Origin of the sequence: Nostoc sp. MS1 (assembly GCF_019976755.1) — a bacterium.
Lineage (GTDB): Bacteria > Cyanobacteriota > Cyanobacteriia > Cyanobacteriales > Nostocaceae > Trichormus.
The window spans coordinates 4,073,164-4,094,337 of sequence record NZ_AP023441.1 but is presented as its reverse complement, the minus strand read 5'-3'; the positions used below and the strand labels follow the sequence as shown (position 1 = coordinate 4,094,337).

Here is a 21,174-nt window from a genome sequence, read left to right as displayed (position 1 = left end):
GGTAGCAAAACTGAGATGCTCCTAACTCTAAGCGGATGAGATTATGATGTGAAGCAGAACATTGCTCAACTGATTACTTGAAAGTAGTGTTCCAAAAATCAGATTGATTTTCTGTATCTTTCACTAACTTGGCTTATCTAACAGTACCTTAAGTATTCCACTTAGAGATATTGGCTCAAACCCATCAGTAACAAAAGTTTCCATGTGTTTTTACAGAATCATGGAAAACTAGGTAATACAAAGCTTTAATACGGTTACGCATTTGTAATCAAGTAATTTTGCTTACTAAGGATTTGGAGCTTCACTGGCTACCTAAGTTTGAGATTTTAGAGATGCTGTTTGCTGAATTTTTCAAAATTATTACTTGCAAAATGTCAATAGCATATTTTCGCTATAAAACTTCTATTTTTTCTCAAAGGTAGATAGGCAAGTAATGGCTTACTAAAAGCTAGGTTACTCCAATTTATCTAAGCAAATAAAAATAATATATAAATTTTATGCGTCATGCTTAAAGAAAATGTGAATAACAATTAAACGTGCTGTTTTCCTGAAACTTAAAAACCGTACAGTAAAAATACTATTTAATCTGATAGTGCAGATTGAGTTTTACACCATCGGTAGCGCCTTTACTATGGTTACTATTTCACTAGCTTCACAATTGAATCCGTTAAAATTGATAAACCACTTGTGAAACAGGAATTATCGCAATGGTTACACAAATACCATCTTCCAACCAAGCAAGCATCATCTACCCAGAAAGCGACGGACAGCCGATGGCGGACAATACCAAACAGTTTGAGTTAATTGTATTAATTAAAAAAAATCTAGATTTATTATTTGCCAATGACCCCAACGTATTCGTTGCTGGTGACTTACTCTGGTATCCCGTTGAAGGCGATAATGTAACACGCCGTGCGCCTGATGTGTTGGTGGTGTTTGGTAGACCAAAAGGTGATAGAGGTTCCTATCTCCAATGGCGAGAAGATAACATTCCACCACAAGTAGTGTTTGAAATTCTTTCCCCCAGCAATACTGTGAAAGAGATGATTACAAAATTTAAGTTTTACGAACACTATGGGGTAGAAGAATATTATTTATACGATCCAGAGAAATTAGATTTAGGTGGTTGGTTACGCTCTCCTGAGGGGTTAGTAGAAATTCCCCAAATGGCTGGCTGGATAAGTCCCCGGCTGGGTATCCGCTTTGAGTTGTCAGATAATGACCTACAAATTTATCATCCAGATGGTCAAAGATTTTTGACATATTTAGAACTGGCGCAGCAAAAAGAAGCAGCACAAAATCAAGCCGAACAAGAACGTCAACGCGCCGAACAAGCAGAAAACCAATTAGAAGCACTCCGCGCTTTACTAAAGGCGAAGGGAATTAACCCAGAAGAATTATGACAGGATAGGGCATAGGTAAGGATTGTTAAAATCCTTTCCCTATTTCCTATTTTCTAGATCCTAATGTTGAACGAATTTGATTTACAAGTTGAAGAAGATAGCGCACGTATAGACCGTTACCTTGCTGAAGAATTACCAGATTTATCCCGTTCTCGGATTCAGCAGTTAATTGAACAGGGTAAAGTCCAAGTTAACGATAAAGTTTGCACTTCTAAAAAGATAAACCTGAAAGTAGGCGATCGCATCACTTTAGAAATTCCTGAAGCGCAACCCCTAGAATTAATCCCACAAGATATTCCCCTAGATATTCTCTACGAGGACGATCAATTACTCATAATTAACAAGCCGGCTGGTTTAGTTGTTCACCCAGCGCCAGGACATCCTAACGGGACTTTGGTAAATGCTGTGTTAGCGCATTGTCCTAATCTTCCAGGTATTGGTGGTGTACAAAGACCAGGAATTGTCCATCGTTTAGACAAAGATACAACGGGAGCTATTGCGATCGCTAAAACCGACATCGCCTATCAACACCTACAAGCACAACTCCAAGCCAAAACTGCACGGCGAGAATACTTAGGTGTGGTTTACGGTGCGCCAAAAACTGAAAGCGGGACGATAGATTTACCTATCGGCCGTCATCCCCAAGATAGAAAAAAAATGGCTATCGTCCCAGTAGAGGAAGGAGGAAGGACAGCTATTACCCATTGGCGCGTCAAAGAACGTTTAGGAAATTACACTTTGATTCACTTTCAGTTAGAGACAGGACGAACTCATCAAATTCGTGTTCATAGTGCCAAGATGGGTCATCCAATTGTCGGCGACCCCGTTTATGGTTCCGGTCGTTCTGTAGGGGTAAATTTACCTGGACAAGCCTTACACGCTTGGAAATTAAAAGTGCAGCACCCCATCTCTGGAGATTGGATTGAAGTAAATGCACAACTACCGCAAACATTCAATACTCTGTTAGATATACTTCGCAAGAGAGGGGCAATTTCTTATTAAAACTTAATTTTTGCCTCTGTTTTGCCTAGTTTTTTCCTGGGCAAAAGGCTTTTTTGGAAATATGTAGAAAAATTAAGTTCATATTTGTTCATAAACCCTGACATCAGGAACATATCAGGATAAAACCCAAAGTGTTTGCCTGATATAGTTTTCTCCAAAAATTAAAAAATTATAAAACCAGATTTTTATCTTAGTACGTTACAACTTTACAAAGTTATGTAACGAAAATGAGCAAGAAACATTGGTTGCAGTCCTTGTATGTAAAGGATTTGAGGGGGTTCTTATACCTGCAACTTATTTATTCATAATTTGTAACAAAAAGAGGATCTATAGCATTGTATAAACATAAGCTGAAGGGGTTAGAGAACAGACGAAAGTTAAACGAGGCAATCGATTCATAAAGTTTGCCGACTTCTCATAAATTCACCCCAGTTTCTCATTTTTCTCCTTCTGGAAATAGCAGGGAATTTTGAGACTACATGAGAAGCAGTTTGATCCCCAGTTTGTTTACAACCTGTTCTAAAAAATTAAGACATAGCCAGTTTTAATCCTGACATCTCTCAACTAAGTAATTAGGAGATTTAAGTCCATGACATTAGACGTATTTACCAAGGTGGTTTCTCAAGCTGACTCCAGAGGCGAGTTCCTGAGCAACGAACAACTAGACGCTTTGGCAAATGTTGTGAAAGATGGTAACAAACGCTTGGACGTTGTTAACCGCATCACCAGCAACGCATCTGCTATTGTTACTAACGCTGCTCGTGCGTTGTTTGAAGAACAACCCCAATTGATTGCTCCTGGTGGTAACGCTTACACCAACCGTCGCATGGCTGCTTGTCTCCGCGACATGGAAATCATCTTGCGTTACGTCACCTACGCTATCCTCGCTGGTGATGCAAGCGTTCTAGACGATCGCTGCTTAAACGGCTTGCGTGAAACATACCAAGCTTTAGGCACTCCCGGTTCTTCCGTAGCTGTTGGCGTTCAAAAAATGAAAGATGCTGCTGTTGGCATCGCTAACGACCCCAACGGTATCACCAAAGGTGATTGCAGCCAATTGATCTCTGAAGTAGCTAGCTACTTTGATCGCGCTGCTGCTGCTGTTGGTTAATTGTAATTAACCAGTTCCAGCACCTATACCTAATTATCTAGGTAAACAGGTACAAAACTACGAAATTACCAAGGAGAATTTTACATCATGGTTAAGACCCCCATTACCGAAGCTATTGCTGCTGCTGATACCCAAGGTCGTTTTTTAGGTAACACCGAACTACAATCAGCTCGTGGTCGTTATGAACGTGCTGCTGCTAGCTTAGAAGCTGCTCGTGGTTTAACCGCTAACGCTCAACGCTTGATTGATGGTGCAACTCAAGCTGTTTACCAAAAATTCCCTTACACCACCCAAACCCCCGGCCCTCAGTTCGCTTCTGACAGCCGTGGTAAATCCAAGTGCGCTCGTGACGTTGGTCACTACCTGCGCATCATCACCTACAGCTTAGTTGCTGGTGGTACTGGCCCCTTGGATGAATACCTAATTGCTGGTTTGGCTGAAATCAACAGCACCTTTGACTTATCTCCTAGCTGGTATGTTGAAGCTCTCAAGCATATCAAGGCTAACCACGGTTTGAGCGGTCAAGCTGCTAACGAAGCTAACACCTACATCGATTACGCTATCAACGCTCTCAGCTAGATAGTTTTCTGCCCGGAAAGGGGTGCAAGTGCTGGATGTAGTTTTCACCTAGCAGTTGAATCTCGTTCCGGGCATAGTTTTATCTATACCAATTCAAAATTCAAAGAATTGGTATTAAGGGTTAGAGGCGCTTAGGTTAGAACTTAGCACTCGGCAAAAAAATAGGGGAAACTTAAAATGGCAATTACAGCAGCAGCATCCAGGCTGGGAACAGAGCCTTTTAGCGACGCACCTAAAGTAGAACTACGCCCCAACGCCAGCAGAGAAGAAGTTGAATCGGTAATTCGTGCTGTTTATCGGCACGTTTTGGGCAATGACTACATACTGAAATCAGAACGCCTCGTAAGTGCAGAGTCTCTATTGAGAGATGGCAATCTGACTGTGCGAGAATTTGTGCGTAGCGTTGCTAAATCAGAACTCTACAAAAAGAAATTTTTCTACAACAGCTTCCAAACTCGGCTAATCGAACTCAACTACAAACACTTGTTGGGTCGCGCTCCTTATGATGAGTCTGAAGTTATCTACCACTTAGACTTGTATCAAGAGAAAGGTTACGACGCTGAAATCGACTCCTATATCGATTCATGGGAGTATCAAAGCAATTTCGGCGATAACGTCGCTCCTTACTATCGTGGTTTTGAGACTCAACCAGGACAGAAAACCGCAGGCTTCAACCGGATGTTCCGCTTGTACCGTGGTTATGCGAATAGCGATCGCGCTCAAGTAGAAGGTAAGAAGTCTCGATTGGCTCAAGAATTAGCTAGTAACAAAGCTTCTACAATTGTTGGCCCATCTGGAACCAATAATAGTTGGGGTTTCCGGGCTTCAGCAGATGTCGCTCCTAAGAAGAACTTAGGTAATGCCGTTGGGGAAGGCGATCGCGTTTATCGGCTAGAAGTTACCGGAATCCGTAGCCCAGGCTATCCCAGTGTTCGCCGGAGTAGCACGGTATTCATAGTACCTTACGAGCGGCTCTCTGACAAGATCCAGCAAATTCACAAACAAGGTGGCAAAATCGTTAGCGTTACCTCGGCGTGATGGGATTTTTGTCAGTTGTCAATGGTTAACGGTTAACTGTTAACCGTTAACTGTCAACTAACAACAACAGGAGATAGGAAGTAATGTTCGGTCAAACCACTCTTGGGTCTGGTAGCGTTTCTTCATCTGCTAGTCGAGTATTTCGTTATGAAGTCGTAGGCTTGCGTCAAAGCGCAGAAACCGACAGAAACAAATACAACATTCGTAATAGTGGCAGTGTATTTCTTACAGTGCCATACAGCCGGATGAATGAAGAATACCAAAGAATTACTCGTTTAGGCGGCAAAATCGTCAAAATTGAGCCATTAACATCTTCAGAGGCAGAATAACGCCTTGGCGATGATAGAACCGAGTGAGGCAGAATTTTCCGCAGAAAATGGGCCGCAGCTAACACCAGAACTAGCCATAGCTAACCTGCAATCATCAGACTTAAGTCTCCGCTATTATGCAGCTTGGTGGTTGGGTAAGTATCGGGTTAAAGAACGTGCTGCTGTTGATGGACTAATTGCAGCGTTAGAAGATGAAGCCGATAGAACAGAACTCGGTGGTTATCCTCTGCGACGCAATGCAGCCAGAGCCTTGGGAAAATTAGGCGATCGCCAAGCTGTACCGGGTTTAATTAAGTGCTTGGAATGTGAGGACTTTTATGTCCGTGAAGCAGCTGCCCAATCTCTAGAAATGCTTAGAGACAAAACAGCCACACCAGCCTTAATTAAATTACTAGATGGTGGAGTCGCCCAGGCCGTGCAAGAACCAGGACGACCACATCTAGTCCAGCCCTACGAAGCAGTGTTAGAAGCTTTAGGTGCTGTTGGTGCTACCGAAGCAATCCCTCTGATTCAGCCATTTCTCCAACATCCAGTCCCACGAGTGCAGTGCGCCGCAGCTAGGGCAATGTACCAACTCACACAGGAACCAGTATATGGAGAGCTACTGGTGAAAGTGTTAGAAGGTAACGACCTGAACCTACGCCGTGTTGCCTTGGGGGATTTAGGTGCGATTGGATACTTAGCAGCAGCAGAAGCGATCGCCAACGCCAAAGCCGAAAACAGCTTCAAACTCATTGCCCTCAAAGGATTGCTAGAGCATCAGATACCAGAATCAAACGCCCTCTCAATATCTGACTCAGCCATCCGGGTGATGAACCTCATGGATTCACTACTTTAGTCAACAGTCCATAGTCCATAGTCCATAGTAATTGACTGTTGACTGTGGACTGTTGACTGTGGACTAATGACTAATGACTAACGAACTAATTCGCGGCGTTACCGAGGCAGATACACCAGAGAAACTGGTAACAGCAGTGAAAAATCTGGCAATAGCCAAAGATGAAGCTGCAATTTCTACCTTAATTGCTGTGTTCGGCTACAACAACCCGACAGCAGCAGCGATCGCTTCTAATGCTTTAGTAGAGATGGGAGAAATAGCAGTTCCCCAGTTACTTACACAAATTGATGACTACAACTATGGCGCACGGGCTTATTCGATTCGCACTCTCGCGGCGATCGCTGACCCCCGTGCTTTAGATGTATTAGTCGATGCTGCTGCAACAGACTTTGCTCCTAGTGTGCGCCGGGCTGCGACAAAGGGATTAGGGAACTTACACTGGCATAAGCTAGATTTGCCTGAGCGTCAAAAAGCACTTACAAGGGTATGGGAAACACTGGTTTTTGTTTCACAAGACCCTGAATGGTCAATTCGTTATGCGGCGATCGCAGGTCTCCAAGGTTTAGCAACAATCCCAGATTTACAACAGCCCATTCATAACAGATTCAACCAAATGCTGGACACTGAGCCGGAAAGGTCAGTCCGCGCCCGTATATTACTGGCTCAAAGTCAATAGCGGGAATTGAGTTTCATAAGAAAAGGTAAAAGTAAAAATGTCAATACCTCTGTTGGAATATGCACCATCTTCACAAAACCAACGTGTAGAAGGCTACGAAGTTCCTAACGAAGATACCCCTACTATTTATCGCCTATCGGCTGCTATTGATGATGCTGATGTTGATGCCATTATTTGGGCTGGATATCGGCAAATTTTTAGTGAACACCTGATTATAAAAAGCAATCGCCAAGTATTCCTAGAATCACAATTGCGGAATCGGGCAATCAGCGTCCGCGATTTTATCCGGGGATTGGGTAAATCAGAAGTTTTCCGTACTCAAGTAGCAGACCTTAATTCCAACTACCGTTTAGTTGACATCATCTTAAAACGGTTCTTGGGACGGGCTGCTTATAACAAAGACGAAGAAATTGCTTGGTCTATTGTCATTGGTACTAAAGGATTGCATGGTTTTATCGATGCCTTATTAGACAGCGATGAATATCAAGAAAACTTTGGCGATGACATCGTACCTTATCAACGCCGTCGGTTTAAAGATAGACCCTTTAATCTAGTTAACCCAAGATATAACGCCTACTGGCGCGATCGCCAAAGCTTCAATGCTTTAGGTGGACGTTCCTTCTACAGCGCCCGGACTTCAGGCACTCTCACCAAAGACGATATCCGCCGCGCTATCCCCGCCAACTTCATGGCATTAGCAGGCTCAATCATTACTCCAGAACGGAACTATCAGCGTACTATCGCTTCCGTCACTTCTCAAATTAAAGATATACAAATCCCCGACACCAGCCGCGAAGTTACAACCCCTGAAGTTACAGTTAAACCCGTAGCTGTTGCCCTGCCATATCGTTACATTCCTGGTAACAAAACCACTTGAGGAGGCAGAAGGCAGGAGGCAGGAGGAAAAATTTCCACTGACAACTGTCAATTGTCAATTGTCAATTGTCAATTAACAAATAACCAAACTATGGCAATTCCATTACTAGAATACAAGCCCAGTTCTCAAAATCAGCGTGTTCCTGGGTACGAAGTTCCTAACGAAGATACCCCCAGAATCTACCGCATCGAAGATGCTGCTTACGATAGCGAACTCAAAGAACTAATTTGGGCAGCTTATCGGCAAGTATTTAGCGAACACGTAATTTTAAAATTCTTCCGCCAAGGCAATTTAGAATCTCAATTGAAAAATCGGGCTATCAGCGTCCGCGATTTCATTCGGGGTCTAGCTAAATCAGAGGCTTTCAAGAGCTTAGTAATTAAGAGTAACTCTAATTACCGCCTTGTGGAATTAGCACTGAAACGCCTTTTGGGTCGTGCGCCTTATAATAAGGATGAAGAAATTGCTTGGTCAATCAAGATAGCCACACTTGGTTGGGATGGCTTTGTAGATGCTCTGTTAGATTCCGAAGAATATCAGAGCAACTTTGGTGAGAATATAGTCCCCTACCAACGGCGACGCTATAAAGATAGACCTTTCAATCTAGTCACCCCACGCTACGGCAACTACTGGCGCGATAAGTTGGAAGATGAGCGCTACAAACCCGGTGCTGTGAAGAATTTCTTGGAATTGGCTAAATCCCTAGAAATCAAAACAGTCACCATGACACCAGTTAGCACTGCCAACATTCAAATTCCCGACACAACTCGGAATGACACACCACAAGGGATTCCTCTCTCCGTAAGTCCTAGCGCTAACTTCCCCGTGCGGTAAGTTGCCGATTAACTTCTTTGAAACCGGAGATTTCCAAAATGGCATTACCTTTACTGGAATACAAACCCACAACTCAAAATCAACGAGTTCCGAGTTTTGGGACGGCTGATATTAATGAGGACACCCCTTATATCTACCGTCAAGAAAATGCCAACTCTTCCAGTGAAATGGAAGAATTGATTTGGGCTGCCTATCGCCAAGTTTTTAATGAACAAGAAATTCTCAAGTTCAATCGACAAATTGGCTTAGAAACCCAACTCAAAAATCGGTCAATCACGGTTAAGGATTTTATTCGCGGTTTAGCTAAATCAGAGCGCTTTTATCAGCTAGTTGTGACACCAAATAACAACTATCGACTGGTGGAAATGGCTCTTAAGCGGCTCTTGGGACGATCTCCCTATAACGAAGAAGAAAAAATTGCTTGGTCAATTGTAATTGCTAGCAAAGGTTGGGGCGGATTTGTTGATGCTTTGCTTGACAGTGATGAGTATCAGCAAGCCTTTGGTGATTACACCGTACCCTACCAACGCAAACGCTTGACCACAGACAGACCATTCAGCTTTACAACCCGTTACGGTGCTGATTACCGCGATCGCGCTGGTATTGTTAGACCAGGCCCAGGCCGTTATGCTACCGATTGGTACAGAAAGTCCAATCCTAATTATGATGGCATCGCAATATTAGCTGTATTGCTGGTCTTCAGCGCAGGATTAACTTTCCTGTTCTTCCTAAATTGGTTGGGATATCAGCTCTAGCCACCGACCTAATGCGGGAAAATAAGTAAAGCATGAAGGAGGGTTTTGAGAAATCAAACCTCTTTCACTTGCAACAGCTAGCTGTTTAACTTGTTAATAAGGGGAATACTCAGCATGGCACTGCCATTACTTTCATATAAACCAAGCTCTCAAAATCACCGGGTAAAAAGCTTCGGTCTAGCTGATCAAAACGAAGATACACCATACATCTATCGCATTGAAGATGTTAGCTCCTACACTGATATTCAAAACATCATTTGGGCAGCTTACCGCCAAGTTTTCAGCGAACATGAAATTCTCAAGTTCAACCGCCAAAAAACTTTAGAATCTCAGCTGAAAAATGGTTCTATTTCTGTACGTGATTTCATTCGCGGTTTAGCTAAATCTGAAGCCTTCTACCGCTTAGTTGTCTCGGTTAATAATAATTACCGTCTAGTTGACATCGCCCTCAAACGCTTGTTGGGTCGTTCTGCTTACAACAAAGAAGAAGAAATCGCTTGGTCTATTGTTATCGGAACCAAAGGTTTTAGCGGTTTTGTTGATGCACTCATTGACAGTGAAGAGTACACCCAAAGCTTTGGCGAAAACATCGTGCCTTACCAACGTAAGCGCATGGAAGGTCGTCCCCACAACTTGGTAACTCCCCGCTACGGCGAAGACTTCCAAGAAAAAGCAGGTACAGTCCAAACAGACTGGCGCTTCACCTTGGACAAATTCTACAGCCGCAAATTCCAAGAAAAACAACTACGCGAAGGTGATCCTCGCAAGTTTGCAGACTTGGCAGCGTCAGTTAATACCCAAGGCAACTACGCACAAAGAATCTCTGCTTTTGATATCGATTATCTAAATGCAGTGCCATACCGTGGCAGACGTTAAGATTGAATATCTGAGCGTCTAGTTTTATACTGGGTCTAGTTTTTGCGTTGATGTGACGAAAAGATGATAGTTTCTCTGTTATCTTGGCGTTACATTGAGTGAAGACTAGACCCAGTTGTTTAGTTATACAAAAGACTAAGCTTCATCATTTTGGCTAGCAATTGATATTATTCAGTTTCATCTAAATATATGAGGGTGAGCCATCAAGACTCACCCTCATTAAACTATAACAACAAAGCTTGCTCCTCTTTAGAAATCACCCGCCCTTCATCCTCAAAACCGACGATTTGATCAAAGTTCAAATACCGATACAAATTATCAGCAAAAGGATGAATCTTATTCGCCACAATATCCAGATATTCCTGTACTGTAGGGATGCGTCCTAACAAGGCACAAACGGCGGCTAATTCGGCGGAACCTAAATACACTCGCGCACCTTTACCCATGCGGTTGTTAAAGTTGCGGGTGGAGGTGGAAAATACAGTTGTGCCATCGGCAACTCGCGCCTGATTTCCCATACACAAGCTGCATCCTGGCATTTCTGTTCTCGCGCCAGCCGCACCAAATACAGCATACACACCTTCTTCTTTTAATTGGTGTTCATCCATGCGAGTGGGTGGTGCTATCCACAGGCGAGTTTTGACTTCACCTGCACCTTCCAAAACTTTCGCTGTTGCTCGATAATGACCGATATTTGTCATACAAGAACCTAAAAATACTTCTTGTACTGGGTCATTAGCAACTTCCGATAATAACTTAACATTATCGGGGTCATTAGGAGCTGCCACAATTGGTTCTTTGATTTCGTTTAAATCAATTTCAATGATTGCTGCATACTCCGCATCTGCATCACCTTCTAATAATACGGGGTTGGCTAACCATGCTTCCATTTGGGCGATACGGCGGAGGATGGTACGGGAATCTTGATAACCCCGTGCAATCAAATTCTTCAGTAGGGCGACGTTGGAACGCAGATATTCGGCTACTGTCTCGACACTTAGCTTAATTGTAGAACCTGCACAGGAACGTTCGGCGGTTGCGTCGGTAAGTTCAAAGGCTTGTTCAACTTTTAAGTCTGGTAAGCCTTCAATTTCCATGATGCGTCCTGAGAAGATGTTTTTCTTGTTCTCCTTCTCTACTGTCAGCAAGCCTTGTTGAATGGCGATGTAAGGAATGGCGTTAACAATATCGCGCAGGGTAATTCCTGGTTGCAATTCGCCTTTAAATCTTACCAATACTGATTCTGGCATATCCAAAGGCATGACACCCAATGCGCCAGCGAAGGCCACTAACCCGGAACCTGCGGGGAAGGAAATTCCCAAGGGGAAGCGGGTATGGGAGTCGCCGCCAGTACCTACGGTATCTGGTAATAGCATTCGGTTGAGCCAAGAGTGAATGATACCATCACCAGGACGCAAGGCTACACCGCCACGGGAGGCGAAGAAGTCGGGGAGTTCGTGGTGGGTTTTGATGTCTACTGGTTTGGGGTAGGCGGCGGTGTGACAGAAGCTTTGCATTACTAAGTCCGCACTGAAGCCCAAACAAGCAAGTTCTTTGAGTTCGTCGCGGGTCATAGGGCCGGTGGTATCCTGGGAACCAACGGTAGTCATGATGGGTTCGCAGGATGTACCGGGACGCACACCGGGTAAACCACAGGCTTTACCTACCATTTTCTGGGCGAGGGTGTAGCCTTTACCTGTGTCGGTTGGTTGTTGAGGACGGATGAAGACGGTGCTGGGTTCTAAACCCAAGGCTTGGCGGGTTTTGTCGGTGAGGGTACGCCCGATGAGTAGGGGGATACGTCCACCAGCGCGGACTTCATCGAGGATGGTGTCGGGTTTGAGGGTGAAGGTGGAAATGACTTCGCCGGCTTCGTTGGTAATTGTGCCTTTGTAGGGATAGATGGTAATTACCATGCCGGTTTCTAGTTTGGTGACATCGCACTGTATAGGCAAAGCACCTGCATCTTCGGCTGTGTTGAAAAAGATGGGAGCGATCGCACCACCTAAAATATACCCCCCAGCGCGTTTGTTAGGAACATAAGGTATATTTTCGCCTGTATGCCACAACACTGAGTTAATTGCTGATTTCCGTGAGGAACCAGTACCTACCACATCCCCAACATAAGCCACTGGATGTCCTTTTTTCTTCAACTCAGCAATAGTTTCTAAACTACCCGGTAGCCGTGACTCTAACATCGCTAAAGCGTGGAGGGGAATATCTGGGCGGGTAGTGGCGTGGGTGGCGGGGGATAAATCATCGGTGTTGGTTTCCCCAGGCACTTTAAACACGGTGACATTAATATATTCTGGTAGCTGGGGGCGTGATGTAAACCACTCAGCCTCAGCCCAAGAGTCAATTACCCGTTTAGCGTAGGGGTTGGTTTTTGCCAATTCCAAAATATCGTGGAAAGCATCATACACCAACAAGGTTTTGCTGAGGGCGGCGGCGGCGTAGGCGGCTATTGGTTCTTTCCCTTCTCCACCCATTACCAAGGGTGTTTCGGAAGAGTCGGAAACAGATACAGTGGGGAATTGCAATAACTCAATTAAGGACTGGACGTTGTAACCGCCTACCATTGTCCCAAGTAACTGCACCGCCTGTATAGGTGAGATGATGGGGCTTTTGACTTCCTTCTTGGCAATGGCGGTGAGAAAGCCAGCTTTGACATAAGCCGCAGGATCAACACCAGGAGATACGCGATCGCGCAATAAATGTAATAATGTATCTTCTTCCCCTTTAGGTGGATTCTTCAGCAATTCACATAATTCTGAAGTTTGTTTTGCATCCAACGGTAAGGGAGGAATCCCTAGTGCTGCTCTTTCGGCAACGTGTTGACGGTATGATTCCAGCATTGTGTACTCCCAGATTTGGTTTAACCTTCGTCAAATTTTATAATCACTGTCTACGTCGCAAGAGAATACTACCTTATCAGTCTTCCGTAGCAGAACTAATAGGAAGTGAGATTCCTTACATTATTTTTTGTCAGGGACTTATAATTATCACTGTATAGCTACTTTTGCAGTTAAAGCTATTTGCAAATGATTCCTGTGTTGCCCTGGCTCAATTTGATTGGCTACCTATTTATAAGATAAGATATTTCATTTGTTATTTGCTTCACTTTAATTTTGTATATGTCTAAAACATACACTGTTGAAATTCTTCACCAAGGTAAAACCCACACTTTGCAAGTCCCTGAAGATAAAACCATCTTATCAGTTGCCGATGAGCAAGGGCTAGAGTTACCTAGTTCTTGCCATGCTGGCGTTTGTACAACTTGTGCTGGAAAACTTATTACCGGAACTGTTGATCAAACTGATGGTATGGGAGTTGGCCCAGAATTACAAAAACAAGGTTATGTATTACTTTGTGTAGCTTATCCTCGTTCTGATATCAAAGTTGAAACAGAAAAAGAAGAGACTGTTTATCAATTGCAATTCGGTAAGTAAAATAATTTCGGTAATGGGTAATCGGTAATTGGTAATGGTAAAAAAACGATTACCGATTACCGCTTAAATCAATTTAATTAGGAAAAATAGATATTACTGCTGATTATTCACAATATAGATAAAATCAGTATTGGCATACGGCTGAAATCGGTTATTCTAGAATCTACAAATCCACCAAACAGACAGCCATGACAACTCATTTTATTAGCGCAGAAATCGATATTCAAGAAACACCCACAGAATTACAAGCAGCTATTGAAGCAGAATTGAAAAAGCAAGGTGAACCTCTCCGTTGGGCAATTACTGCTGTAGATGATGAGAAGCAAAAGGCTACTGTGGAAGCTGTGGTAACTACAGGTAGTGTGGAGTAGTGAGTGCTGAGTAGTGAGTGTTGAGGATTTTAGAAAGAGTAATTAGGAAATGAGTAGATTTTTCCAATGTGTAGCTTGAATTGAACACTTGAATCCGTAATAATGTTTAACCTCATTTCTACTCAGCACTAAAAACTCAGCACCCAGCACTCATGATAATTCGTCCTTACACTGCCATCCTCATAGTACCAACTGGCGTTGGTGCAGCGATTGGGGGGTATGCGGGTGATGCTATACCTGTTGCTAGATTATTAGCACAAGTTTGCGATCGCCTAATTACCCACCCCAACGTTCTCAACGGTGCGAGTTTGTACTGGAATATACCCAACGCCTTGTATGTGGAAGGTTACGGGCTTGACAAATTCGCTGCCGGTTGCTGGGGCTTGCGTCCGGTACGCAATAACAAAATTGGTTTATTGTTAGATCAGTCCATTGAACCAGATTTAAAACTAAGACACCTCCAAGCCGCCGATGCAGCGCGGGCAACTTTAGGCTTAACCATCACAGATCATGTAATGACAGATGCGCCTTTACAGGTGGAATTGCGGACTGCACCATCAGGCGCAAGTTGGGGAACCATTGGCAACCCCGATAGTTTATTACGAGGCGCAGAAACATTAATTAACAAAACAGGAGCAGAGGCGATCGCAGTTGTCGCCCGTTTCCCCGATGATATAGATCAGGAAGCAGCACAAAAATACCGCCAAGGTAAAGGGGTAGATCCTATAGCCGGGGCAGAAGCAGTCATTAGCCATTTGATAGTAAAGAATTGTCGCATACCTTGCGCCCATTCTCCCGCCTTCGCACCAGAACCGCCATATCCTGATTTATCGCCCCGTTCTGCTGCGGAAGAATTAGGTTATACTTTTTTACCAAGCGTACTCGTAGGTTTGAGTCGCGCACCACAATTTATATTAGAAAAAGAGCTAAATCAATCTCAACCGGAAGATATTTGGGCAGAGCAAGTAGATGCTATTATCATGCCAGCAACAGCCTGTGGTAGCAGTGCTTTACTCAGCTTAAGCCAAAAAAAATGTCAAATTATCACCGTTGAGGAAAATAAAACTCAAATCCAAGTCCCACCCCAAGCATTAAATATTAAGTCTGTACAAGTAAAATCTTATTTAGAAGCTGTGGGTTTTATAGTAGCCCACAAAGCAGGAATTAATCCTTTGGTCATTAGTCAACAGTCCATAGTCCATAGTCCATAGCCTAAAGCTATTCTCCCCCCTCTCCCTCATCTCCCTCATCTCCCCCACTCCCCAAAAATACCCGTGGTTGAACAACAAAAACAAGAACCAGAGATTCCATACTTGACGCGAACCCAAGTTTTAGTAGCAATGGGTGTAACTGCTGTTTTATTATGGGCAGTTGCTAAGGTGTGGCTGCGTTTTGGTAATTTTTTGTTATTTGAGTGGCATTGGTATCCCAGAGATTTGGGGCTGGGTTTGGGTGTAGGCTTAATAATTACCGTTTTAAGTGGGATAGCTTATCGTTTGTGGAAGCCATACCGCAGAAGTGCCGACTATTATTTAGAATTAGTCCTGAAACCTTTGGCTTGGCCGGATTTAATCTGGTTAGGTTTACTACCAGGATTAAGTGAAGAATTGTTATTTCGCGGTGTGATGTTACCCGCTTTAGGATTAGATCATTTTGCTGTAATTGGCTCTAGTTTATGCTTCGGCATTTTACATTTAAGTGGTTCTCAACAATGGCCTTACGTAGCCTGGGCAAGTATTGTTGGGGTAATACTAGGATACAGTGCCTTGTTGAGTGGTAACTTGCTAGTGCCAATTGTGGCTCATATCATGACAAATTTAGTTTCTAGTTTTTTGTGGAAACTGCGTCAGTCGTAAAAAATATTTATACAGAAAGTTTAGCTATTAAAAATCCTACTTGATTGAAGAAGCAGGATTTTTTTATTCTTTGTCACCTGGAGTATGTAGGGCTGGCTGAATAAGGGCGAAAGATAGCAGAATGAAGAGTTTCAGGGTCAGGAAAGAAAAATAAGGTGAAAAGAAAAAGGGTAAGATAAGTAAAAATCCTTGTAGCAAGTTGCGTTAAAATGTATCGAAGAGCGCAAAAGCAAGAAAAAGCAGCAGAAAACTTTGAACTACCCTTTGGGGGAAAACTAGCGTCAGATAACCGATGGGTAATCATGGCGAACATGATACCTTGGTCAAAATTTGAAGCAGAGTACGCAGAAATATTTTCAGCAAGAATGGGAGCGCCAGCCAAAACATTTAGAATGGCGTTGGGAGCATTAATAATTAAAGAAAAATTAGGAATAAGTGACAGAGAGACAGTAGAACAAATTCGGGAGAACCCGTATCTGCAATACTTTATAGGAATGTCAGCATATAGTAATGAATCTGCATTTGACCCGTCAATGCTAGTTCATTTTAGAGAAAGGATAGATATAGAATTAGTCAATAAAATCAATCAAGAAATAGTCAGGAAGATGTTAGAAAATAAACAGGAGGTAGAAGTAAGAGCAAAAAAGCCAGAGGTCGAGGATTCAAAAAGTAAGCCAGCCAATAGAGGAAAATTAATATTAGATGCTAGTTGTGCGCCAGCAGACATAAGTTATCCGACAGATTTAGGATTATTAAATCAAGCCAGAAAGCAAACAGAAACAATCATAGATACATTATATAAGTCCTTATTAGTAAGAAATATCAACAAACCAAGAACCTACAGAAACAAAGCAAGAAAGGATTATTTAGCAGTAGCCAAGAAAAGAAAACCAACAGTTAAAGAAAGAAGGAAAGCTATCAGAAAGCAACTGCAATATATCAACAGAAATTTAACTCATATTCAGCAGCTAATAAATTTAGGTGCGTCACTATTAAAACTGAGCAACAGTCAATATAAGATGTTGCTAGTAGTAGCAGAAGTTTATCGTCAACAGTTATGGTTATATGAAAATCAAAAAATTAGTATACAAGACCGCATTGTCAGTTTAAACCAACCACACATTCGTCCGATTATCCGAGGTAAAGCCGGGAGAACAGTAGAGTTTGGGGCTAAGTTTTCAGCTAGTTACTATGATGGCTATGTATTTTTAGACCATATTAGTTGGGACAACTTTAACGAATCAGGAGACTTAAAATCACAAGTAGAAGCATACAAAAACTACACCGGATATTATCCTGAATCAGTTCATGTTGATAAGATTTATCGGACGAGGGAGAATCGAGCTTGGTGTCAAGAAAGGGGAATTAGAATTAGTGGCCCACCACTAGGTAGACCCCCCCAAAATGTCAGCCCTGAAAAGAAGAAACAAGCCGCTTATGACGAAAGGATTCGTAATTGTATTGAGGGCAAGTTTGGACAAGGTAAACGAAGATTTAGCCTTGGTAGAGTTATGGCTAAACTTCCTCATACTTCTTTCACCGCTATTGCCATAACTTTTTTAGTTATGAATCTTTCTACTCTGCTATTACGGCTTTTTTGTGTATTTTTTTGCCTATTTTTCAAAACTGAGTCTTTTTTTACTTCTTCTATTATCGAAACTGATATTTCATTAAACCTTAAACAACAAAAACTTATCTTTTTTCTGGACTGACTACTTAATCAATTTTTCTCTTCCTTTGAAATGACTTTTTCAGCAAGCCCTATGTAATACCATGTCACTCACCCGAATGGATGAGGCCGTAATCACCCTATCTGGTGATCTAGTTGTAGGAAGTTAAGACAGAGAAAAAAGAGGATTCTATTCTTAGAAGACAGTAATGAAAACTTTATTCTGTCTCAGGAAAAACTATGAAACTTTCTACTTTTATCAATTCTGCATTATTTACAGTTGCTATTGCTCTTACCCCTGGAATAGTTGGCGCTCAAACACCTGCAAACAACAATCAACCAATCAATACAGCCATCAATTCCAACAATATACCAAATCACTCAACGCAAGTTAGCTACCTTAAACCTTTTAATACAGCTTTTCTAGCTTACGAAGGTGGTTTGAAAGCTGAAGGTATTCCTAGTGGTAGTGCGTTGATAAGTGAATACCAAACAGGAAACTTATCTACTTTAGATATAGTTAAAGCTGCTGTTAGAGCTAACAAAGTATCAGCAGATGTCCTGAATAATCAAGATTATCTTAGCGCTGTTGAGTCACAACTTACCTCATTCACTCAACATACTTCTTACTAAAGCTAATTAAGTTTCATTACTCAAGATGATTGAACCCTCCTTCAAAAGAGGGTTTTTTCTTGTGTGTTAATGCCCAACTGTAATTAAATTAGCCTGAGCCGCTAATGTGATCGCTTGTGGTAAGATACGGTGTTCCTGAACTTGAATCCTGGCGTGGAGGGTTTCGGCTGTGTCATCTGGTAATATCGGCACAGCCGCCTGCATTAAAACCGGGCCGCTATCCACTTCCAAACGCACCAAATGCACCGTGCAGCCAGTAATTTTTACCCCAGCTTTTAAGGCTTGTTCTACAGCATGAATACCTTTAAAACTGGGTAATAAACTAGGATGAATATTAATAATCCTGTTGGGAAAAGCATCAATTAAAACTGACGTTACTACACGCATCCAACCAGCTAAAATTACCCACTCCACATCATATTCCTGTAGGGTTTGGACAATTTTTTGGTCAAGCATTTCCCGGTTTTTATATTCACGGTGATTTAACAATACCGCTTCTATACCTCTATTTGCTGCTCTACTTGCTGCTTTAGCTGAGGGATTATTGTAAATTAAAACTTGTATTTGGGCATTGAGTTGATTATCATCAATAGCTTGGGCAACTGCTTCAAAATTGCTACCACTACCAGAAGCCATTATTCCTAATTTTAATGGAGTACCTGGGAAAAATCTATGATTATCAATGCTGGGAGAAACAAGGCTAAAGGTAGAATCAGGGCGGAGGGTCATAAAAATTCAAAATTCAAAATTCAAAAATACCAAGATGTCATTTCCAAGAATTGAGGCTAAAAGCTGGGAATTAAATTAATACATAAACAATGTAATTAATCAAGCAAAGGTTTTTTCTTCTCCTAGTTTCTTTCTTCTCTAGCTTCTAACTTTTATTCTCTACTCTCACTCCTAGCCAAGAGGAAAATTATAATGTCAAAAACATCTAATAAGTCATGGTTAGATAATGATACATTCGCCGCATGGAGTTTTCTTGCCCCATCTGTAATTTTGTTGGGTTTATTTGTCCTGTGGCCTATCGCCTATTTGTTTTATCTCAGCTTTACTGCTGGGAGTTTCACTTCCACAGGGACATATTGGGTAGGGTTAAAAAATTACTGGCGATTGTTACTTAACGCTGATTTTTGGCAAGTTCTTGGTAACACCGTTTATTTTACCGCAGCTTCCGTACTTCCTAGCTTAGTTATCCCTTTAGGACTGGCAGTTTTATTAAATCGTACCCTTATATTACGCGGAGTGCTAAGAAGTGCTTATTTTCTCCCATCAATTATTTCTCTGGTAGCGTCTGGTTTAGGTTTTCGTTGGTTGTTTCAAACCTCCGGCCCGGTAAACGCATTTTTAACTATGCTTGGTATTCCCGAAATTTCCTGGTTAGGAGATACATTTTGGGCAATGCCTGTAATCATTATTTTAAGTATTTGGAAACAAATTGGATTTAATATGGTGGTGTTCTTGGCGGGGTTACAGGCTATTCCTTCCAGTCGCTACGAAGCCGCAGAACTAGACGGTGCTAACAGTTGGCAACAGTTTTGGTATATTACCTTACCTGGATTAAGACCTACTTTAATTTTTGCTGCAATCACCACAGCCATTTTTACATTGCGGAGTTTCGAGCAAGTTTTCATAATGACAGGTGGAGGGCCTTTAAACACAACCAACTTACTGGTTTACTATATCTATCAAGAAGCTTTTGGTGAATTTGACTTTGGTTACGCCGCCGCCGCCGCAACTGTACTTTTAGCTTTGGCTTTGGTGCTAGTGTACTTCCAGTTACGCACTTGGGAAGAAGAGTAAGACTAATTGGTAATTCGTAATTCGTAATTATAAAAGTCTTTGTATCTGTAAGAACATCTTTTATTTTTATATGTATCTACCTAAAGATACATTTATGAATGTAATTATAATTTCTATCTACTAAATTTTATTTACATATTTACCAGAGCTACTTTAAGTGAGCTATAAAACTTATGTAGTGTAATAAAAAAAATTATTACATAGGGCATTCTCTGACATTATCTGTTTTTCTTGACTTACCTTAGTTATTTATGTTGTTAAAATAACTGACTAAAGTCCTTTTTTACAAAAACAAAATAAATGCCAATTTTTGGCTAATTTTCGCTGTATCTATTTAGCGACTAGGGTGTAATTTCAAGATACAGCAAGTTTCACAATCGTCTTTTTCACTCATTGACACTCGTAGGTAGATAACATGATAAATTTTGCTGGCTCACAGGCATCAGTACTGAGTCAAATCAAAGATAAATTGTGTCAGCGTCGAGATTTTAGCGGCTGTGATTTGAGTGGAATTGACTTAAGGACGGTTGATTTAAGTGGAGTTAATTTGGTAGGTGCAGATTTAAGCTTTGCTAATTTGTCTGGCTGTATCATCACGGGTGCAAACCTCGCTGGTGCAAATTTAAGCAATGCTAATTTGCGTGAAGCTAAGTTATACGAGGCTGATTTATCGTCAGCTAATTTAACTAATGCTGATTTAACGCAAGCAAATTTATGTGGTGCAATGCTTTGGCGATCGCAATGTCATAATACTAATTTCTGGGGTGCTTCCTTATGCGAAGCTGATTTACGGGAAGCTGATCTGACTCAAGCTAAATTAGTGGAAGCCTCTTTAATCCAAACTAATCTAGTTAAAGCAAATCTTACAAATGCCAACCTATCTGGAGCTAAATTACTAGAAGCTAATTTAACAGAGGCTAACTTAAGCAATACTGACCTGACATGGGCAAATCTTACCAAGGCTGACTTAAGTAATGCCAACTTAGAAGCAACAACAATAACTTATACTAAGTTGCACGACACTATTATGCCAGATGGCAAGATTCACCATCCCCAAATAGTAATTTTTGAATGA

At 41.9% G+C, this 21,174-nt stretch carries 22 protein-coding genes; 20 read left to right on the top strand and 2 right to left on the bottom strand.

Annotated elements, in window-relative coordinates; genetic code table 11:
- The first annotated feature begins 707 nt into the window (after positions 1-707).
- The 12 genes from NSMS1_RS17720 (at position 708) to NSMS1_RS17665 (ending at position 10,318) form a co-directional block, all read left to right on the top strand.
- On the top strand, positions 708-1,403 hold the full coding sequence (locus NSMS1_RS17720; protein WP_224086059.1) for a Uma2 family endonuclease: 696 nt from the start codon (positions 708-710) through the stop codon (positions 1,401-1,403).
- A 63-nt stretch (positions 1,404-1,466) separates the two neighbouring features.
- Positions 1,467-2,405: an RluA family pseudouridine synthase gene (locus NSMS1_RS17715; protein ID WP_224086058.1), complete on the top strand. Its 939-nt coding sequence runs from the start codon at positions 1,467-1,469 to the stop codon at positions 2,403-2,405.
- 589 nt (positions 2,406-2,994) lie between these two features.
- Positions 2,995-3,516 carry a phycocyanin subunit beta gene (locus NSMS1_RS17710; protein ID WP_067774452.1) on the top strand — a complete coding sequence of 174 codons (522 nt, stop codon included), beginning with the start codon at positions 2,995-2,997 and terminating at the stop codon, positions 3,514-3,516.
- An 87-nt stretch (positions 3,517-3,603) separates the two neighbouring features.
- Positions 3,604-4,095 (top strand): phycocyanin subunit alpha, encoded by a 492-nt coding sequence (gene cpcA, locus NSMS1_RS17705; RefSeq protein ID WP_224086056.1) that lies wholly within the window; start codon positions 3,604-3,606, stop codon positions 4,093-4,095.
- Positions 4,096-4,272: 177 nt separating this feature from the next.
- A complete protein-coding gene (locus tag NSMS1_RS17700) occupies positions 4,273-5,133 on the top strand; it encodes a phycobilisome linker polypeptide (protein WP_224086055.1) in 861 nt (286 codons plus the stop codon).
- An 83-nt stretch (positions 5,134-5,216) separates the two neighbouring features.
- A complete protein-coding gene (locus NSMS1_RS17695; RefSeq protein WP_224086054.1) occupies positions 5,217-5,462 on the top strand; it encodes a phycobilisome linker polypeptide in 246 nt (81 codons plus the stop codon).
- Between the two features lie 10 nt (positions 5,463-5,472).
- Complete coding sequence (locus NSMS1_RS17690) at positions 5,473-6,300, top strand: HEAT repeat domain-containing protein (RefSeq protein ID WP_224095265.1); 828 nt, start codon at positions 5,473-5,475, stop codon at positions 6,298-6,300.
- Between the two features lie 73 nt (positions 6,301-6,373).
- Positions 6,374-6,976, top strand: a complete 603-nt coding sequence (locus NSMS1_RS17685; protein WP_224086053.1) for a HEAT repeat domain-containing protein — start codon at positions 6,374-6,376, stop codon at positions 6,974-6,976.
- 37 nt (positions 6,977-7,013) lie between these two features.
- Complete coding sequence (locus tag NSMS1_RS17680) at positions 7,014-7,853, top strand: phycobilisome rod-core linker polypeptide (protein WP_224086052.1); 840 nt, start codon at positions 7,014-7,016, stop codon at positions 7,851-7,853.
- Between the two features lie 90 nt (positions 7,854-7,943).
- A complete protein-coding gene (locus tag NSMS1_RS17675; RefSeq protein WP_224086051.1) occupies positions 7,944-8,687 on the top strand; it encodes a phycobilisome rod-core linker polypeptide in 744 nt (247 codons plus the stop codon).
- A gap of 38 nt (positions 8,688-8,725) precedes the next feature.
- Positions 8,726-9,442 carry a phycobilisome rod-core linker polypeptide gene (locus NSMS1_RS17670; RefSeq protein ID WP_224086050.1) on the top strand — a complete coding sequence of 239 codons (717 nt, stop codon included), beginning with the start codon at positions 8,726-8,728 and terminating at the stop codon, positions 9,440-9,442.
- A 114-nt stretch (positions 9,443-9,556) separates the two neighbouring features.
- Entirely contained in the window at positions 9,557-10,318 is a 762-nt protein-coding gene (locus NSMS1_RS17665; RefSeq protein WP_067774474.1) for a phycobilisome rod-core linker polypeptide, read from the top strand.
- A gap of 224 nt (positions 10,319-10,542) precedes the next feature.
- On the opposite strand, the gene acnB is transcribed toward NSMS1_RS17665, so the two are convergent.
- The gene (acnB, locus tag NSMS1_RS17660; protein ID WP_224086049.1) at positions 10,543-13,173 is read right to left on the bottom strand and encodes a bifunctional aconitate hydratase 2/2-methylisocitrate dehydratase; all 2,631 of its coding nucleotides are present in this window, start codon (positions 13,171-13,173) and stop codon (positions 10,543-10,545) included.
- Between the two features lie 279 nt (positions 13,174-13,452).
- Between acnB and NSMS1_RS17655 the strand changes: the two genes are divergently transcribed.
- The 6 genes from NSMS1_RS17655 to NSMS1_RS17630 all read left to right on the top strand — a co-directional run bounded on the left by NSMS1_RS17655 (position 13,453) and on the right by NSMS1_RS17630 (position 18,296).
- On the top strand, positions 13,453-13,767 hold the full coding sequence (locus tag NSMS1_RS17655) for a 2Fe-2S iron-sulfur cluster-binding protein (protein WP_224086048.1): 315 nt from the start codon (positions 13,453-13,455) through the stop codon (positions 13,765-13,767).
- Positions 13,768-13,955: 188 nt separating this feature from the next.
- Complete coding sequence (locus NSMS1_RS17650; protein WP_224086046.1) at positions 13,956-14,138, top strand: hypothetical protein; 183 nt, start codon at positions 13,956-13,958, stop codon at positions 14,136-14,138.
- A gap of 152 nt (positions 14,139-14,290) precedes the next feature.
- Complete coding sequence (locus tag NSMS1_RS17645) at positions 14,291-15,349, top strand: DUF3326 domain-containing protein (RefSeq protein ID WP_411908634.1); 1,059 nt, start codon at positions 14,291-14,293, stop codon at positions 15,347-15,349.
- A gap of 63 nt (positions 15,350-15,412) precedes the next feature.
- The gene (locus NSMS1_RS17640; RefSeq protein ID WP_224086044.1) at positions 15,413-15,994 is read left to right on the top strand and encodes a CPBP family intramembrane glutamic endopeptidase; all 582 of its coding nucleotides are present in this window, start codon (positions 15,413-15,415) and stop codon (positions 15,992-15,994) included.
- Between the two features lie 209 nt (positions 15,995-16,203).
- The gene (locus NSMS1_RS17635) at positions 16,204-17,706 is read left to right on the top strand and encodes an IS5 family transposase (protein ID WP_224085439.1); all 1,503 of its coding nucleotides are present in this window, start codon (positions 16,204-16,206) and stop codon (positions 17,704-17,706) included.
- A gap of 197 nt (positions 17,707-17,903) precedes the next feature.
- A complete protein-coding gene (locus NSMS1_RS17630; protein ID WP_224086042.1) occupies positions 17,904-18,296 on the top strand; it encodes a hypothetical protein in 393 nt (130 codons plus the stop codon).
- A gap of 66 nt (positions 18,297-18,362) precedes the next feature.
- Here NSMS1_RS17630 and purN read toward each other — a convergent pair whose 3' ends face one another.
- A complete protein-coding gene (purN, locus tag NSMS1_RS17625) occupies positions 18,363-19,025 on the bottom strand; it encodes a phosphoribosylglycinamide formyltransferase (protein WP_224086040.1) in 663 nt (220 codons plus the stop codon).
- Between the two features lie 192 nt (positions 19,026-19,217).
- Between purN and NSMS1_RS17620 the strand changes: the two genes are divergently transcribed.
- Positions 19,218-20,099 (top strand): carbohydrate ABC transporter permease, encoded by an 882-nt coding sequence (locus tag NSMS1_RS17620; RefSeq protein ID WP_224086038.1) that lies wholly within the window; start codon positions 19,218-19,220, stop codon positions 20,097-20,099.
- Between the two features lie 415 nt (positions 20,100-20,514).
- Positions 20,515-21,174 carry a pentapeptide repeat-containing protein gene (locus NSMS1_RS17615; protein WP_224086037.1) on the top strand — a complete coding sequence of 220 codons (660 nt, stop codon included), beginning with the start codon at positions 20,515-20,517 and terminating at the stop codon, positions 21,172-21,174.

What these genes read in the sequence shown, in the direction of transcription:
- NSMS1_RS17700 (WP_224086055.1), top strand. Translation starts at nt 4,273, where the DNA reads ATGGCAATTACAGCAGCAGCATCCAGGCTGGGAACAGAGCCTTTTAGC.
- NSMS1_RS17665 (WP_067774474.1), top strand. Translation starts at nt 9,557, where the DNA reads ATGGCACTGCCATTACTTTCATATAAACCAAGCTCTCAAAATCACCGG.
- NSMS1_RS17620 (WP_224086038.1), top strand. Translation starts at nt 19,218, where the DNA reads ATGTCAAAAACATCTAATAAGTCATGGTTAGATAATGATACATTCGCC.
- NSMS1_RS17635 (WP_224085439.1), top strand. Translation starts at nt 16,204, where the DNA reads ATGTATCGAAGAGCGCAAAAGCAAGAAAAAGCAGCAGAAAACTTTGAA.
- NSMS1_RS17715 (WP_224086058.1), top strand. Translation starts at nt 1,467, where the DNA reads ATGTTGAACGAATTTGATTTACAAGTTGAAGAAGATAGCGCACGTATA.
- NSMS1_RS17650 (WP_224086046.1), top strand. Translation starts at nt 13,956, where the DNA reads ATGACAACTCATTTTATTAGCGCAGAAATCGATATTCAAGAAACACCC.
- NSMS1_RS17670 (WP_224086050.1), top strand. Translation starts at nt 8,726, where the DNA reads ATGGCATTACCTTTACTGGAATACAAACCCACAACTCAAAATCAACGA.
- NSMS1_RS17615 (WP_224086037.1), top strand. Translation starts at nt 20,515, where the DNA reads ATGATAAATTTTGCTGGCTCACAGGCATCAGTACTGAGTCAAATCAAA.
- NSMS1_RS17680 (WP_224086052.1), top strand. Translation starts at nt 7,014, where the DNA reads ATGTCAATACCTCTGTTGGAATATGCACCATCTTCACAAAACCAACGT.
- NSMS1_RS17695 (WP_224086054.1), top strand. Translation starts at nt 5,217, where the DNA reads ATGTTCGGTCAAACCACTCTTGGGTCTGGTAGCGTTTCTTCATCTGCT.
- acnB (WP_224086049.1), bottom strand. Translation starts at nt 13,173, where the DNA reads ATGCTGGAATCATACCGTCAACACGTTGCCGAAAGAGCAGCACTAGGG.
- NSMS1_RS17710 (WP_067774452.1), top strand. Translation starts at nt 2,995, where the DNA reads ATGACATTAGACGTATTTACCAAGGTGGTTTCTCAAGCTGACTCCAGA.
- cpcA (WP_224086056.1), top strand. Translation starts at nt 3,604, where the DNA reads ATGGTTAAGACCCCCATTACCGAAGCTATTGCTGCTGCTGATACCCAA.
- NSMS1_RS17690 (WP_224095265.1), top strand. Translation starts at nt 5,473, where the DNA reads ATGATAGAACCGAGTGAGGCAGAATTTTCCGCAGAAAATGGGCCGCAG.
- NSMS1_RS17655 (WP_224086048.1), top strand. Translation starts at nt 13,453, where the DNA reads ATGTCTAAAACATACACTGTTGAAATTCTTCACCAAGGTAAAACCCAC.
- NSMS1_RS17645 (WP_411908634.1), top strand. Translation starts at nt 14,291, where the DNA reads ATGATAATTCGTCCTTACACTGCCATCCTCATAGTACCAACTGGCGTT.
- NSMS1_RS17685 (WP_224086053.1), top strand. Translation starts at nt 6,374, where the DNA reads ATGACTAACGAACTAATTCGCGGCGTTACCGAGGCAGATACACCAGAG.
- NSMS1_RS17675 (WP_224086051.1), top strand. Translation starts at nt 7,944, where the DNA reads ATGGCAATTCCATTACTAGAATACAAGCCCAGTTCTCAAAATCAGCGT.
- NSMS1_RS17720 (WP_224086059.1), top strand. Translation starts at nt 708, where the DNA reads ATGGTTACACAAATACCATCTTCCAACCAAGCAAGCATCATCTACCCA.
- NSMS1_RS17630 (WP_224086042.1), top strand. Translation starts at nt 17,904, where the DNA reads ATGAAACTTTCTACTTTTATCAATTCTGCATTATTTACAGTTGCTATT.
- purN (WP_224086040.1), bottom strand. Translation starts at nt 19,025, where the DNA reads ATGACCCTCCGCCCTGATTCTACCTTTAGCCTTGTTTCTCCCAGCATT.